Annotated in this window: 13 protein-coding genes; 10 read left to right on the top strand and 3 right to left on the bottom strand. The window is 65.3% G+C overall.

Translation table 11 applies throughout. The features are described from left to right. Positions 1 to 16: 16 nt before the first annotated feature. From QP413_RS04350 to QP413_RS04340, 3 genes are read right to left on the bottom strand one after another with little or no spacing between them, the layout of a single operon-like run. A complete protein-coding gene (locus QP413_RS04350; protein WP_284780777.1) occupies positions 17 to 1,315 on the bottom strand; it encodes a molybdopterin molybdotransferase MoeA in 1,299 nt (432 codons plus the stop codon). Position 1,316: 1 nt separating this feature from the next. After that, positions 1,317 to 2,360 (bottom strand): GTP 3',8-cyclase MoaA, encoded by a 1,044-nt coding sequence (gene moaA, locus QP413_RS04345; RefSeq protein ID WP_284780776.1) that lies wholly within the window; start codon positions 2,358 to 2,360, stop codon positions 1,317 to 1,319. Between the two features lie 44 nt (positions 2,361 to 2,404). Then, positions 2,405 to 4,174, bottom strand: coding sequence for a long-chain fatty-acid--CoA ligase (locus QP413_RS04340; protein WP_284780775.1), 1,770 nt, complete (start codon positions 4,172 to 4,174; stop codon positions 2,405 to 2,407). Between the two features lie 539 nt (positions 4,175 to 4,713). On the opposite strand from QP413_RS04340, the gene rho reads away from it, so the two are divergent. From rho to QP413_RS04290, 10 genes are all read left to right on the top strand, one after another. Beyond that, entirely contained in the window at positions 4,714 to 6,438 is a 1,725-nt protein-coding gene (rho, locus tag QP413_RS04335) for a transcription termination factor Rho (RefSeq protein ID WP_284758700.1), read from the top strand. Between the two features lie 62 nt (positions 6,439 to 6,500). Then, complete coding sequence (prfA, locus tag QP413_RS04330; protein ID WP_070760888.1) at positions 6,501 to 7,616, top strand: peptide chain release factor 1; 1,116 nt, start codon at positions 6,501 to 6,503, stop codon at positions 7,614 to 7,616. Beyond that, positions 7,617 to 8,627, top strand: coding sequence for a HemK/PrmC family methyltransferase (locus QP413_RS04325; RefSeq protein WP_284780774.1), 1,011 nt, complete (start codon positions 7,617 to 7,619; stop codon positions 8,625 to 8,627). A gap of 89 nt (positions 8,628 to 8,716) precedes the next feature. Then, positions 8,717 to 9,376 (top strand): L-threonylcarbamoyladenylate synthase, encoded by a 660-nt coding sequence (locus tag QP413_RS04320; protein ID WP_148812465.1) that lies wholly within the window; start codon positions 8,717 to 8,719, stop codon positions 9,374 to 9,376. A gap of 15 nt (positions 9,377 to 9,391) precedes the next feature. Continuing rightward, a complete protein-coding gene (locus tag QP413_RS04315; RefSeq protein ID WP_148812463.1) occupies positions 9,392 to 10,573 on the top strand; it encodes an MraY family glycosyltransferase in 1,182 nt (393 codons plus the stop codon). Further along, positions 10,566 to 11,078 (top strand): hypothetical protein, encoded by a 513-nt coding sequence (locus QP413_RS04310; protein ID WP_284780772.1) that lies wholly within the window; start codon positions 10,566 to 10,568, stop codon positions 11,076 to 11,078. Before QP413_RS04315 ends, QP413_RS04310 begins: the two co-directional genes overlap by 8 nt. Positions 11,079 to 11,425: 347 nt before the next feature. Further along, on the top strand, positions 11,426 to 12,226 hold the full coding sequence (gene atpB / locus QP413_RS04305; protein WP_012359961.1) for a F0F1 ATP synthase subunit A: 801 nt from the start codon (positions 11,426 to 11,428) through the stop codon (positions 12,224 to 12,226). Between the two features lie 100 nt (positions 12,227 to 12,326). Further along, positions 12,327 to 12,569, top strand: coding sequence for an ATP synthase F0 subunit C (locus QP413_RS04300; RefSeq protein ID WP_012359962.1), 243 nt, complete (start codon positions 12,327 to 12,329; stop codon positions 12,567 to 12,569). 148 nt (positions 12,570 to 12,717) lie between these two features. Next, entirely contained in the window at positions 12,718 to 13,278 is a 561-nt protein-coding gene (locus tag QP413_RS04295) for a F0F1 ATP synthase subunit B (RefSeq protein ID WP_012359963.1), read from the top strand. A gap of 5 nt (positions 13,279 to 13,283) precedes the next feature. After that, entirely contained in the window at positions 13,284 to 14,102 is an 819-nt protein-coding gene (locus QP413_RS04290) for a F0F1 ATP synthase subunit delta (RefSeq protein WP_284758696.1), read from the top strand. The last annotated feature ends 53 nt before the right edge of the window (positions 14,103 to 14,155 follow it).

Genomic DNA, 14,155 nt, shown 5'->3' with positions numbered 1-14,155 from the left:
TCGAACCTGCTCAGACTCATCGCCCGGTTGTTCCGCGGCCGAGCAGGTGGACGAGCAGCGGATCCCCCTCGGCCGGGGCTGCAGCCCTCGCCACGCCGCGTTCTGCCGCACCACCCGCGGCGGCCTCGCTTGAGGGCTCAATGATCGTGAAGCCATCGATGCCGGTCAGCGCGGTGACGTCGCTGGAATTATGCGAGCCCGTAGAAAACGGCACCGCGACCGGGGCGTCGTCGCCGTCGGATAGTCGGACAGGAACCACCAGCGAGCGGCCCTTGCGCGGGGCGGCGAAGCCGGGGCCGGCCACCGCCTGGAGCGGCCGAAACGCCCGGGCCTCCCGGTTGCCCGTGCCCAGCACCGCCAGCAGCGGGGCCACGTAGAGCAGGAAGGACACGTACGCCGCCACAGGGTTCCCCGGCAGGCAGACCATCGTGGCCTCACCCCAGGAAGCGACCCCTTGTGGGGTGCCGGGGCGCTGCGCGACCGGGCCGAACCACGATCCCTCGCGCGGGCCCACCACCTCTCGCACCACGTCGAAAGCCCCGGCGCTGATGCCGCCAGTGGTCACGATGACATCGCACGCGCTCGCCTCGTCCAGCAGCTCAGCCAAACCCCGCCCACGGTCCCCGCTGTGGAACCGCCGCACCTCGGCAGCACCGTGCTCCACGGCCAGGGCGGCGATCATCGGCAGGTTGGAATCCGGCAGCTGGGAGGCACCCGGGACATCCGGCCAGGGCACGAGCTCGTCCCCGGTGGAGATCACCGCCACCGTGGGCCGGGCGTACACGTCCACCGCCTGCACCCCCGCCGAGGTCAGCGCGGCGAGCGTGCCCGCATCCACCCGCGTACCCGCGTCAGCCACCACCGCCCCGGCGGGGTGTTTGCCCCCAGCAGGGCGGATATGGCTGCGGTGCAGATCCACCGTGCGCACCGTGATCTGCTCGGGCAGCTCTAATGGCCCGGCGGGGACGTCCGTCTGTTCCACCGGGACGACGAGGATGTCGGCTCCCGGTGGCACCGGGGCGCCCGTCATGACGCGGACCGCGTGGCCGGGCGGGCACTCGACGCGCGGGGCGCCGGCTGGGACATCGCCGGCCACCGGCAACGCCCAGGGGCCTGTGCCAGCCACGTCCGCCGCGTGCAGCGCGAAGCCATCCATCGCGGAGTTATCGAAGATCGGATTCGCCAGGATGGCGTGAACCTCGCCCGCCAGCACGTGCCCGTAGGCCTGGTCGAGCGGTACACCGGAAAGCACTTTTGGTTGAGCCAGCGCGAGCACCCGCTCGCGGTGCTGCGCGATGGAAACGAGATCCGCCACGCTAGCCGCCGATCTTGCTCATGGTGCGCTCCGGCTGGAGGAAGCCGGGGTCGTCGATGCCATGGCCCGGCTTCTTGCGTGCCATCGCGCCCGCCCACGCATCGGCGAGCTCCTCGTCGCGTGCACCCTGCCGCATCATGTCCCGCAAGGAGACCTCGTCGGCTGCCTTGGAGAACAGGCAGGAGCGAATCGCCCCGTCGGTGGTCAGTCGGGTGCGGTCGCACGCCCCGCAGAAGGGGTGGGTCACACTCGCGATGATGCCCACCTGCCCGGAATACTTGCCGTCGGTGACGTCCCACAGCTCGGCGGGCGCAGAGCCGCGGGGCTCGGTGGCGGGAGTGAGCGTGAATTCGGTTGCCAGCCGCTGAAGCAGTGCATCGGCCGTGACCATACCCTCTCGGGTCCACTGGCCGCGCGGCCCCAGGGGCATCTGCTCGATGAAGCGCAGCTGCAGGCCCCTGCGCAGGCAGAAGCGCACCAAATCCGCGGCCGAGTCCTCGTTTTCGCCGGGCAGGACGACCGAGTTGATTTTCACGGGATTTAGCCCGGCCGCCAGTGCAGCGTCGATGCCGCGAAGCACGTCCTCGTGCCGATCCCGCCGGCTGAGCGCCGCGAAGGTCTGCGGATCCGTGGTGTCCAGCGAGATATTGATGCGGTTCAGGCCGGCCGCCGCAAGCCCGGCTGCCCGCTTGTCCAGGCCGAGCGCATTCGTCGTGATGGCGATGCCCGGCACCTGGCCCTCGTCGGTGCGCAGCTGGGCGGTGGCCGCCACCAGTTCCTCCAGGGACTTGCGCAGCAGTGGCTCGCCGCCCGTGAAACGCACCGCCCGGATGCCCAGCGTCTCCACGCCGATGCGCACCAGCCGGATGACCTCCGCATCGCTCAGCGAGTGCTCCGTGGGCAGCCACTCCAGGCCATCAGCCGGCATGCAGTAGGTGCAGCGCAGGTTGCAGCGATCAGTGAGGCTGACCCGCAGATCCCGGGCCACGCGACCGAAGGAGTCGACCAGCTGGCGGGGGCGGGGAGCAGAGGAATTTTGAGTCATCGTGGGGCTCATTCTAGTGGGGCTGTCAACGCCCGTAGCAGCCACTAGTCCTCGCCGAACTCAGCTTCTTCGTTGGGATCCGGCAGGGTCATGATCTCCAGCTCGTCACGGCGCATCAGCCGGCGCAGCTCCTTCTTGTCGAACTTCTCCACGCTCGTGCGCTCGATGTTCTCCACGAAGCAGAAGTTCTCCGGGGCCATCCACGCGGGAACCTGCGGCAGCATGGAGTTGCGGATATCCGTCGCGGTTTCCTCAGTCGGCTCGTAGCCCGCGGCCAGGACGACGACGGCCAGGGGTCGCTGGCCCCACTTATCGTCCGGGATGCCGATGACCGCCGCCTCGTTCACCCCGGGGTGGGCTAGCAGGTAGTTCTCCAGGGAGGCGGAGTAGATCCACTCGCCACCCGAGCGGATCACGTCGTTCTTCCGGTCGTGGATGACGAGGAAACCGTCCTGGGTCACGGTGGCGATATCGCCGGTGCGCAGCCAGCCGTCGACCGTGAAGCGGCTGGAGCCATCGTCCACCGCCTCGCCCCGGAAGACGCTGGCCGCACCGTCACCGGTCTGGCTGGGGGACTCGTAGTAGCTGGCGGCGACAGTATTCCCGCGAACCTGCAGCTCGCCGGCATTGCGGTCGTGGGATTCCAGGGCGCGACCCGCGTCGTTGACGATGCGGTATTCCAGTCCCACGGGGAAGCGCCCCTGGGAGTAGCGGTAGGCGGCACGCGCCTGGCCGGCAACACCGGCGGGCGGGTGCGCGACCGTGCCGATCGGCGAGGTTTCCGTCATTCCCCAGCAGTGGATCATGTCCACGCCGTAGCGGGCCTCCCAGGCGTCGATGAGGGCCGGGGGAACCTGGGAGCCGCCGGAGTAGATCGTCTGGAGGCTCATGCGCCTCGGCGGAGTCTTCTCGTAGTGGACGATCAGGCTCATCCACACCGCCGAGGCTCCGTGCGCCTGGCGGGGCATGGCGTCCTCGATGACGTGCGCGAGGTGCTCGGGATCCGTGGTGTGCCCGGTCATCACCATCGGCGCGCCGGACATGAACGCGGCCAGCGGAACGCCCCAGCTCAAGACGTGGTAGATCGGCACTCCCAGGAGGAAGGGGGTGTCGTTCTGGATGCCGAAGCTATCGGCCGTGCGCAGCCCCAGGGAGTGCAGCCACAGGGAGCGGTGCGAGTACACCACGCCCTTCGGCGCCCCCGCCGTGCCGGTGGAGTAGCACAGCGCCGCCGGCGCGGTTTCCGGCAGATCCGGCCAGTCATAGATCGCAGGCCGTTCATCCAGCAGCGGCTCGTAGTCGGCCACGTGGATCCGGCGCTCGGGGTCAGCCTCGGCGAAGGTGAGGGTGATCCGGTCCTGGATTCGGGTGATATCCGCGGGGCTGGCTCCGACGAGGATCATGCCCTCCACGGTGGGGCAGTGGGGGAGCATCTCGACTAGGCGGTCGGCGTCCACCGCGTCACAGACGATGACGCGGTCCTCGGCGTGATTGATCGTGTGGATGACCTGGTCGTCGGCGAGCTGCCGGTTCAGCGGCTGGAAGACTGCACCCATCGACGGGGCCGCTAGCAGCACCTCGAGGTGCTCGGTGCGGTTGACCATCAGGGTTGCCACCCGGTCGCCGATGCGGATGCCGAAATCCTCGGCAAGCGCGTGCGCGAGTGCAGCCACGCGCGCCCCGATCTCCTTGAAGGTCGTGACCTCAGGCTCGGTTCCCAGGTACGTGGTCACCGTGCTGTTGCGGTGCGCGTTGGTGCCGTAGGTCAAGATTTGCGATACGGAAAAGGGGCGTTCCTGCATCGTAGATTCCATGCCGTCCACCTTAGCCCGCGGTTGCGGTTGCTTATTCTTTATGACGCCACCATCTCAACAAACCGGAGCCTCGGCCGATGATGATGCACCCTGGCCATCAGGGAACGAGACTCAAGGCCGGGGTTTAAAAGTGTGTGAGCTATCGCCGGGTGTTACACTTGCAGCTGCTTCGAGGGCGCCGTGCGAACAGCCGGGGCCCAGGAGGATTCCAGGGTGTGGGGCGTTCAATCGCCAGCGCCGCTTCATGGGCCGGGTTGTTATTGGCCCCGCGGCAGCCGCACCGCCACCGCGATTCCCCGGCCGGCCCCAGGCAGTGGGCGTCTGCCAGATGTGCGGGATCGTGGGAGGGCAATTTCTTTTAATACTCAAGAATAATTCCGGGTTGTTGCCTGCTTGGCGCATCTGTTGAGTGGCCGCCACCTGGGCCGGCGTGTGTCGTCGGCCAAAATCAATGAAAATTCTGCGCAGCGCGTGAGATGCACTGGCCAATAGTCCTGGCTGGTGTCGACCAAGGATGCTGCGCGACGGAAAGGACTTTCGTGAGCTTGTCCGACATCATCGAGCGGGGTCAGGCCAATGGGCTGGCCTCCCTCAAGCTGGCCGAGCTGCGGCAAGTTGCAGCGGCCCAGGGGCTCAAGGGAACGTCGAAACTGCGCAAAGGAGACCTCGTGGCAGCCATCGAGAACGCTGGCAAGGGTGGCGGCGCTGTAGCCAGCGACCGGCCCGAACAGAAGGCCGAGAAGAAGGCTGAGCAGCGCAGCGAGCGCAGCGAGCACAGAGAAGGCAAGCAGGCCGAGCGTCGCGAGGATCAGCAGGACGGGCGCCCATCCTCCAAGGAACCAGAGAACAACTCCGGCCAGCAGGAGGAACAGAACTCGGGCAGCAACGAGCGGGAGGATCGTCGCAACAACCGTCACAACGATGGCGGCGATAACCACCAGGGGCGCCGGCGTCGTCACCGCCGGAACCGCCGCAACCGCCGTGGGGGAGACCGGGGCCACGACCGCAACAACGGGCACCGGAACAACGGTGGCCACGGCGATGGCGGAAACCACGAGGATGGTGGCGAGAACCGCAAGGACCAACAGGACCACAAGCCGGAGCCACAGGAGGCCCCGGTCGCGGGCATCCTCGACTTCGCGGACGCCAACACCGCCTTCATCCGCACCACTGGCTACCACGCGGGGCCGACGGACGTGTACGTCCCGATCAACACGGTGCGCAAGTACGGCATGCGCCACGGCGACGCCATCGTCGGCACCATCCGTCCGAACGCAAAGCAGGGCGGTGGCCGAGGCCGCAACCGCCAGAAGTTCACCCCGCTGCACTCCGTAGAGACGGTCAACGGCCTGTCCCCAGAGCAGGCAGCGCAGCGCCCGGACTTCTCCAAGCTGACCCCGCTGTACCCGAATCAGCGCCTGCGCCTGGAGACCACCCCGAAGGTGCTGACCACCCGCGTGATCGACCTGATCATGCCGATCGGTAAGGGGCAGCGCGCGCTCATCGTCTCCCCGCCGAAGGCCGGTAAGACCACGATCCTGCAGGACATCGCCAACGCGATCTCCACCAATAACCCGGAGTGCTACCTCATGGTCGTCCTCGTCGACGAGCGGCCGGAGGAGGTCACGGACATGCAGCGCAGCGTCAACGGCGAGGTCATCGCCTCGACGTTCGACCGCCCGCCGAAGGAGCACACCGCCGTCGCGGAGCTCGCGGTGGAGCGCGCGAAGCGCCTGGTCGAGCAGGGTAAGGACGTCGTTCTCCTGCTCGACTCCATCACCCGACTGGGCCGTGCGTACAACAACTCCTCGCCGGCCTCCGGGCGCATCCTGTCCGGTGGTGTCGACTCCAACGCCCTGTACCCGCCGAAGCGCTTCCTGGGGGCTGCGCGCAACATCGAGCACGGCGGCAGCCTGACCATCATCGCCACCGCGATGGTGGAGACCGGCTCCGCTGGCGACACGGTGATCTTCGAGGAGTTCAAGGGCACCGGTAACGCCGAGCTGAAGCTGGACCGCAAGATCGCCGAGCGCCGCGTGTTCCCGGCCGTGGACGTCAACCCGTCCGGCACCCGCAAGGACGAACTTCTGCTCGGCCCGGACGAGGCACGTGTCATGCACAAGCTGCGTCGCATCCTCTCCGCCCTGGATCCGCAGGCCGCGATCGACCTGCTCATCAAGCAGCTGCGGAAGAACAAGACGAACCGCGACTTCATGATCCAGATCGCCAGCTCCGCCCCGCTCGCGGATGAAGAGGATGACTAGTCCGCACGCCAACCGGCTAGCATTGACCAGTGGACCAGGACTATTAGGAAGAGACTAAAAGCATGTCCAAGGCAGGCAAAGACTCGAGCAAGGATTCGGCGCTCGACCACACCCCGTCGGTGATGGATGACATCCTCTCGGAGTACCAGGGGCTGGAGGCCCAGCTGGCGGACCCGGAGCTGCACAATGACCCGAAGGCGGCGCGCCGGGTTGGCAAGCGCTTCCAGGAGCTCCAGCCGGTGATCCAGACCTACGAGCGGCTGAACACTGCGCGGGAGGATCACGAGGCCGCGGCCGAGATGGCCAGCGAGGATGCGGAGTTCGCTGAGGAGGCCACCCGCCTGGAGGCGGAGATCGAGGAGCTGCAGGAAAAGCTCACCGATCTACTCGCCCCGCGGGACCCCAAGAACGGCGACGACATCATCATGGAGATCAAGTCCGGCGCCGGTGGCGAGGAGGCGGCCCTCTTCGCTGGAGAGCTGGCGCGCATGTACCAGCGCTACGCGGAGCGTCACGGCTTCGCCACGGAGATCCTGGGCCTCAACGAGACCGACCTGGGCGGGGTCAAGGACATGACCATGTCCATCCGCTCCAAGCAGCCCTCCCGCGACGGCGCATGGGCCGACTTCAAATTCGAGGGCGGCGTCCACCGCGTGCAGCGCGTGCCCGTGACCGAGTCCCAGGGCCGCATCCAGACCTCCGCCGCCGGTGTGCTGGTCTACCCGGAGCCGGACGAGGTCGAGGACGTCCAGATCGACGAGAAGGACATCCGCGTGGACGTCTACCGTTCCTCCGGTAAGGGCGGCCAGGGCGTGAACACCACCGACTCCGCGGTCCGCATCACCCACCTGCCGACCGGCGTGGTCGTGACCTGCCAGAAAGAACGCTCCCAGATCCAGAACCGCGCCCGCGCGATGCAGGTGCTGGCAGCTCGCCTGCAGCAGATGAAGGAAGAAGAGGCCGAGGCGGAGGCAGCGGAGGGCCGCGCGGCACAGATCCGCACCATGGATCGCTCCGAGCGCATCCGCACCTATAACTTCCCAGAGTCCCGCGTCTCCGATCACCGCATCGGTTACAAGGCCAATAACCTGGATTCCGTGCTGGACGGGGACCTGGAGTCCCTCTTCGCGGCGCTGAAGGAAGCCGAGCGCATCGAGCGCCTCGAGGCCGAGGCCTAAATGGCCACCGTCAGCGAGGCGGTGCGCACCGCTGCGCGGCAGTTTTCCGACGCCGGACTGGCGTCTCCGCTCAACGACGCTCGCTGGCTCATGGCTTACGCCCTGGCCGGGGAGGGCAACGCGGATTCGCCGCGCACCCCGGCCGGACTGACCGAGGTCTTCTCAGCCGGTGGTGACCCGGAGCCAGCGATTTTTGCCGAGTGGGTGGCTCGCAGGACGCGTCGCGAGCCCCTGCAGCACATCGTGGGGGCCGCGCCCTTCTTCGGCTACGACCTCTACAGCGACTCTCGCGGCTTCATCCCGCGGCCTGAAACCGAGCTGCTCACCGAGTACGCATTGGGGAAGATCCGTGGCTGGCTTGAGCGCGCCGCCGCCGAGCCAAACCTGCGTCCCGCAGACGGAGTCGTGCGCGTCGTGGACCTGTGCGCCGGTCCCGGCACCATCGGCCTGGCGCTGGCCGCGCAGCTCGCCGAGTTCCTCCGCGGGCAGGCTACGTCCAGCCCCGCCGACTACCGCTGGCTCCGCACAATTGAGGTGACCGGCATCGAGCTGGACCCGGCGGCCGTCGAGCTAGGGCAGGAGAATCTCTCATACTTCCGCCGGGCGGGGCTGCTCGACGAGCAGCTGGACGTCCGCCTCGTGGAAGGCGACGTCCGCGACCTCGAACTCCTCGACGCCCTGGGGCTTGCCGGTCGCGCCCAGCTCGTCGTCGCGAACCCGCCCTACGTCCCCAGCGGCAGCCGAACGGACGTCGAGACCGGGGCCGACCCTGCGATTGCCGTCTTCTCCGGCGACGACGGCCTCGAACTCATGCCCCACGTTGCCGCCGCGATCGTGCGCGCCGCCGCCCCCGGGGCGCCAGTCGCCGTCGAACACGACGACGCCACCGGGGATCAGACCCGGGAGATCCTCATTGCCGCGGGACTGAGCGACGTCGAGAAGAAACAAGATTTTGCTGGCCGCGACCGCTTCGTCGTCGGGCGAGCGACTGTGCCACAGGCAAGCCAATAACAGCCACCGCGCGGGCGGCACCGGGCGGGGCACTACACTCTAGAAGAAGAAAACAGCGCACAATTCCCACGTAAGGGAGAAGGAAGCACATGGCCCAGCGAGTAGACGCGACAAACCCCGGAGACCGGGAAGGCGCCATCGTCACAGCGGAGAACGCGGTAAAGGGCGGTCGGTTGATCGTCATGCCGACAGACACGCTCTATGGCATCGGCTGCGATGCCTTCGATAACGCCGCCGTCGAGGCGCTGCTGCAGGCCAAGCACCGCGGCCCGGACATGCCGGTGCCCGTGCTGATCGGTTCTTGGGACACCGTCGAGGGGCTGGTCGCAGAGTTCAGCGCGCACCTGCGCCGGCTGGTCGAGGCATTTTGGCCCGGTGGGCTTTCCCTGGTCGTGCCACAGGCTCCGAGCCTGCCGTGGAACCTGGGGGACACCCGCGGCACCGTGATGCTGCGGATGCCGAACCACCCGATCGCCATCGACCTGCTGCAGCGCACGGGGCCGATGGCGGTCTCCAGCGCGAACGTCTCCGGCCAGCCGCCGGCGACCACCGTGGCCATGGCTGAGGAGCAGCTCGGGGATTCCGTGGCGGTGTACTTGGACGGCGGGGAGGCGACCATTGGGGAGCCCTCCACGATCGTTGACCTGGCTGGCCACCGCCCACGCATCCTGCGCGAGGGCGCGATCAGCGCCGAGCAGATCGGCGAGGTGCTTCAGATGCCAGCCAGCGAGCTGCGCTCGAAGTCCTAAAGGTGGGCTAACAGGATGCTTGTGGCTCAGGGACTCACGCCGGTGGCCGGTGCCGGCGTGCCGCTGCGTGAGCTGGCGCTCGTGCTGCTGGTCGGCTGTACCGTGACCTTCCTGACCACTGGCGGTGTGCGCTACCTCATGGTCCGCTACGGCACCATGGCCATGCCACGGGAGCGCGACGTGCACACGGTTCCCACACCTCGCTTGGGTGGGATAGGGATGTTTACCGGCGTGGTCTTCGCGATCGTCGCCGCAGCACAGCTTCCTGCCTTGAATCGTGGTTTCCCGCCGGTCACACCGGATATGACGGCGGTGCTGGCCTCGACCTTCGTGATCGTCATCGTCGGTATCCTCGACGACCTGCGCGACATCGCCTGGTGGGTCAAACTCGGCGGACAGGTCGTGGGGGCGACGCTGATGAGCCTGCTGGGCTTGAGTTGGTATCTGATCTACTGGCCAGGCGGGGAGGGGACCACCCTCATTCTTGACCAAGTCCAGTCCACGATCTTGACCGTTCTTCTCACCGTCACGATTATTAACGCAATGAACTTCGTCGACGGCCTGGATGGGCTGGCCGCCGGGCTGGGGCTGATCGCGGCAGGCACCGTGCTGATTTACTCACTGACGATCCTGCACGACCAGGGTGGGGCGGTGTCCGCGTACCCGCCGGCGATCATCTCTGCCGTGCTCGCTGGGGTGTGCATGGGCTTTCTGCCGCATAATTTCTCGCCTGCGCGGATCTTCATGGGGGACTCCGGGTCAATGCTCATCGGCACGCTGCTCTCCGCTGCCTGCGTGTCTGCCTCCGGGCGCATCAACCTTTCGCTCTATGGAGTGGCGGACATGTTCGCGCTGCTGTCTCCCGTGATCGTGGTGCTAGCTGCGCTGTTCATCCCGCTGTTGGACCTCGTGCTCGCTGTGGTGCGGCGCGTGGCGGCTGGCAAGAGCCCGTTTGCACCGGATAAGAAGCACCTGCACCACCGCCTGCTGCGGCTGGGGCACACTCAAAAGCAGGTGGTGCTGGTGCTTTATACCTGGGTCGGGGTGGCCGCATTCAGCGCGGTGGGTTCCACGGTCTTGCCGACGAACTTGACCGCGATCCTGGTCGGGGTGCTGCTGCTCGTGGCCGTGGCTAGCACGGCGATTCCGTTGTGGAAATCTGGGGAAGCGGAAGATAGAGTAATCCGACGTGAGTGAAGATTTTGCAGGTCACAATGACCGCCAGCCAGACCAGACCGGGGCGTCCGACCCTCAAGATGCGCAGTCCCCGCTGCCTCCCGTTGAGGACGACCCGGACGTCGGTGATTCCCGCCGTCCGCTGATCCGTGCCGCCCGGGGAGGTCTCATCGCGTTGGCTGCGGTGACGGTGTTCTCGCTGGCCCTGTGGGGCGCGACCCGTGACCTTCCGGGGATCTATGGCGCACTCATCGGCGCGGCTATCGGTGGTGGCTTCCTGCTGATGACGATCGGCGTGGTGCTGGTGACTGCCAACTCCTCCCCGCAGGTCACCCTGGGGGCGGTGCTGGGGTCCTGGCTCCTCAAGGCGGCGCTGCTGCTGGTTGTGTTGATCGTGATTAAAGACAAAACCTTCTATGACAACACTGCACTCGGGGTGACGATCATTCTGGCGCTCGTGGCGATGCTCGGCTCGGAGATTATGGCAATTACACGCACGAAGCTGATGTATATCCCCGAGAAATAGGCCGCGAATCCAGCCGTCGGCACGCGGCGCAAGGGGGCTGTTCGGAACGGTAATCCGGCGCAACGGGAATAAGCGAAACTCCACAGGTGAATGTGATCACAACCTGTGGGGTTTCGCTTATGGTTTCTTGGGGGTTTCCTGGTAGAGTCGTAGCGGGCCAACTGGGCTGCTGGGCGTTTTGCCACAAAGGCAGCGTAATTCGGCACCGACCCACCCTCATGGACGTGCGACGGAGTCCTGGGGGAGAGGTAATACCAAGAAATAGACCTCCATCGCACCGCCTAACTTTTCTAAAAGTTCACGCGGCCCAATCACGGGAGAGAACGCTGAGTGTAACAACCTTGGCAATGAAGGGTGAGTTTCATCCCCCTTCATTGGAGCACGAATTCTTCCCGGGGCAGGTGGATCCAAATCAGCTGTGGCTGACCGGTTTCGCGGGCGATATCTTCGCCCTCGACCGTCTCATGCTCGTGCGTATCCTGATGATCGCCATCGTGGTGATCTTCTTCCTGATCGCTATGCGCAAGCCGAAGCTGGTTCCCCGCGGTATCCAGAACGTTGGCGAAATCGCTCTGGACTTCGTGCGGATCCACATCGCGGAGGAAATTCTAGGCAAGAAGGAAGGTCGCCGGTTCCTGCCGGTGATTGCGGCAATCTTCTTCACTGTCGTGGCTGCGAACCTGCCGACCCTCATCCCGTTCCTGAACATCTCCCCAAGCGCCCGTGTCGGCCTCCCGCTGGTACTGGCGCTTGTGGCATATGTGGTGTTTATCTACGCGGGTGTGAAGCGTTACGGGTTCGGTAAGTACATGAAGTCCTCGCTGGTCATTCCTGGCCTGCCGACCTTCATCCACTTCATTGTTGTACCGATCGAATTCTTCTCGACCTTCATCCTCCGTCCGGTAACCCTGACCATTCGTCTTATGGCCAACATGCTGGCCGGTCACATCATCCTCGTCATGCTTTTCAGCGCCACGAACTTCTTCTTCTGGCAGCTGAACGGCTGGTCGTTGGTGGCTGGCGGCACGATGGTCTTCGCGATCGCATTCTCGCTCTTCGAGCTCATGATCGTCTTCCTGCAGGCGTACATCTTCGCCCTGCTGACGGCTGTGTACATCGAGCTGAGCTTGCACGCGGACGCACACTAACCCCGGTTAGTAACTCTGAAATCTGAACAACTGAACCGATCGCCACAAACCACCCGCAACAAGCGGGAAGATCGGTCACCAGAAAGGTAATGGAAACCAAATGAACGACATCCTCTTCCTGGCTCAGGACACTGTCACCAAGTTCGAGGGCTTCGGCACCATCGGCTACGGCCTCGCAGCAATCGGTTCTGCAATCGGTGTGGGTAACGTCGCAGGCAAGACCGCTGAGGCTATGGCACGTCAGCCGGAGATGGCTGGCCAGCTGCGCACCACCATGTTCCTGGGTATCGCGTTCGCTGAGGCCCTGGCCCTGATTGGTTTCGTCGCCGGCTTCCTGTTCTAAGACAGTCCGCTCAAGAAGCGGTCGGGGATTGCTCGGGCTCTCAAGGCTCCTCCCTGCGAGGAGCCAGCGAACCGGCACCGATCGTGAGAAAAAGTTTTAAAAACTTAGGACTTTCAAGAACAACGCACTAAAGCGAAAGCTGGAGACTATGACGAACACCTTTTTCTTGGCAGCTGAGACGCTGCCGTTGGAAGAGCCGATTAACCCGCTCATTCCACCGCTTTATGACATCGTCTGGTCCATTATCCCGTTTGCCGTCATCCTGTTTGTCTTCGCGAAGGTCGTCCTTCCGAAGTTCCAGGAAGTGCTGACTCAGCGTGAGGACAAAATCGAGGGTGGCATTCAGCGTGCCGAGGCCGCTAAGGCCGAGGCTCAGGAAGCCCTCGAGAAGTACAACAAGCAGCTCGCAGAGGCACGCACCGAAGCGGCTCAGATCCGTGATGATGCTCGCTCCCAGGGGCAGAAGATCATCGCTGACATGAAGACGCAGGCAACCGAGGAGTCCAACCGCATCGTTGAGGCTGGTAACAAGCAGCTGGAGGCCAACCGCGCTTCCGTCGTTGCTGACCTCCGCAAGGAGATGGGGGAGAACTCCATCAACCTGGCTGAGCGCCTGCTGGGCGAGCAGCTGAACGATGACGTCAAGCGTTCGGGCACCATCGACAACTTCCTCGCCGGGCTGGACAACGTCGGCACTGCTGGGAAGTGATCGGTATGCACGCAGCGAGCCGCGAGGCATTTGAGCGACTCATCAAGACCTTGGACCAGGGTCTGAAGGAGTCTGATAACGCAGTAGGCAACGGAGCAACGACCGGCACCGAGCTTTTCGATGTCGTCGACGTCCTGGATCAGGAGCGCAGCCTGCGCGTCGCAATGGTCGACGCCGCTGCAAACCCGGAACAGCGTGTCGAACTCGTCAAGACCCTGCTGTCCGGCAAGGTCACGGCCTCTACTGAAGAGATCGTGTCCGCTGCGGTATCCCAAAACTGGTCAAACTCGCAGGACTTCCGGACCGGCCTGGAGCGTCTCGGCCGCCGAGCACTGCTTCGTTCGGCTGAGGCCCAGGGCCAGCTCGAGCGCGTCGAGGAAGAGCTGTTCTCCCTCGCCCGCATCCTCGAGCGCGAGTCCGAGCTCGAGCTTCTGCTCTCCGATCGAGCAGCAGCTGTGGACGACCGCCGTGATCTTCTCGCGAAGGTCATCTACGGCAAGGTCTCCTCGGTGACTGAAGCTCTGGCCCTGCAGGCAGTCGGTCGCGCCCGCAAGGCGCCGGTCGAGCTGTTGGATGACCTGTGCCAGGAGGCAGCTTCCCTCAACGGCTACGAGGTCGCGCGCGTTACCAGCGCCGGCCCGCTGTCCGAGGAGCAGAAGGCAAGCCTCTCCGAGAAGTTGCACAAGATTTATGGTCGCAAGATTGCGGTTCACACTGAGGTTGACTCCAGCCTCCTCGGCGGTGCCGTAGTCCGGGTCGGCGACGAAGTGATCGACGGAAGCACAGCTGGCAAGCTGGAGCGCATGCGTCGTTCCCTCGCATAACGACCGACCAAGCGAGAACACGAATTGCTGGAACACGAAACCGAGAGCAGGAA

Origin of the sequence: Corynebacterium sp. UMB4614 (assembly GCF_030217065.1) — a bacterium.
Lineage (GTDB): Bacteria > Actinomycetota > Actinomycetes > Mycobacteriales > Mycobacteriaceae > Corynebacterium.
Note: the sequence above shows the minus strand (reverse complement) of the source record. Positions and strands in the feature narration are given on the sequence as shown.

Excerpts from the sequence above, each read along its gene's own strand:
- moaA (WP_284780776.1), bottom strand. The coding sequence starts at position 2,360 with ATGACTCAAAATTCCTCTGCTCCCCGCCCCCGCCAGCTGGTCGACTCC.
- QP413_RS04340 (WP_284780775.1), bottom strand. The coding sequence starts at position 4,174 with ATGGAATCTACGATGCAGGAACGCCCCTTTTCCGTATCGCAAATCTTG.
- prfA (WP_070760888.1), top strand. The coding sequence starts at position 6,501 with ATGTCCAAGGCAGGCAAAGACTCGAGCAAGGATTCGGCGCTCGACCAC.
- QP413_RS04325 (WP_284780774.1), top strand. The coding sequence starts at position 7,617 with ATGGCCACCGTCAGCGAGGCGGTGCGCACCGCTGCGCGGCAGTTTTCC.
- QP413_RS04320 (WP_148812465.1), top strand. The coding sequence starts at position 8,717 with ATGGCCCAGCGAGTAGACGCGACAAACCCCGGAGACCGGGAAGGCGCC.
- QP413_RS04315 (WP_148812463.1), top strand. The coding sequence starts at position 9,392 with ATGCTTGTGGCTCAGGGACTCACGCCGGTGGCCGGTGCCGGCGTGCCG.
- atpB (WP_012359961.1), top strand. The coding sequence starts at position 11,426 with ATGAAGGGTGAGTTTCATCCCCCTTCATTGGAGCACGAATTCTTCCCG.
- QP413_RS04300 (WP_012359962.1), top strand. The coding sequence starts at position 12,327 with ATGAACGACATCCTCTTCCTGGCTCAGGACACTGTCACCAAGTTCGAG.
- QP413_RS04295 (WP_012359963.1), top strand. The coding sequence starts at position 12,718 with ATGACGAACACCTTTTTCTTGGCAGCTGAGACGCTGCCGTTGGAAGAG.
- QP413_RS04290 (WP_284758696.1), top strand. The coding sequence starts at position 13,284 with ATGCACGCAGCGAGCCGCGAGGCATTTGAGCGACTCATCAAGACCTTG.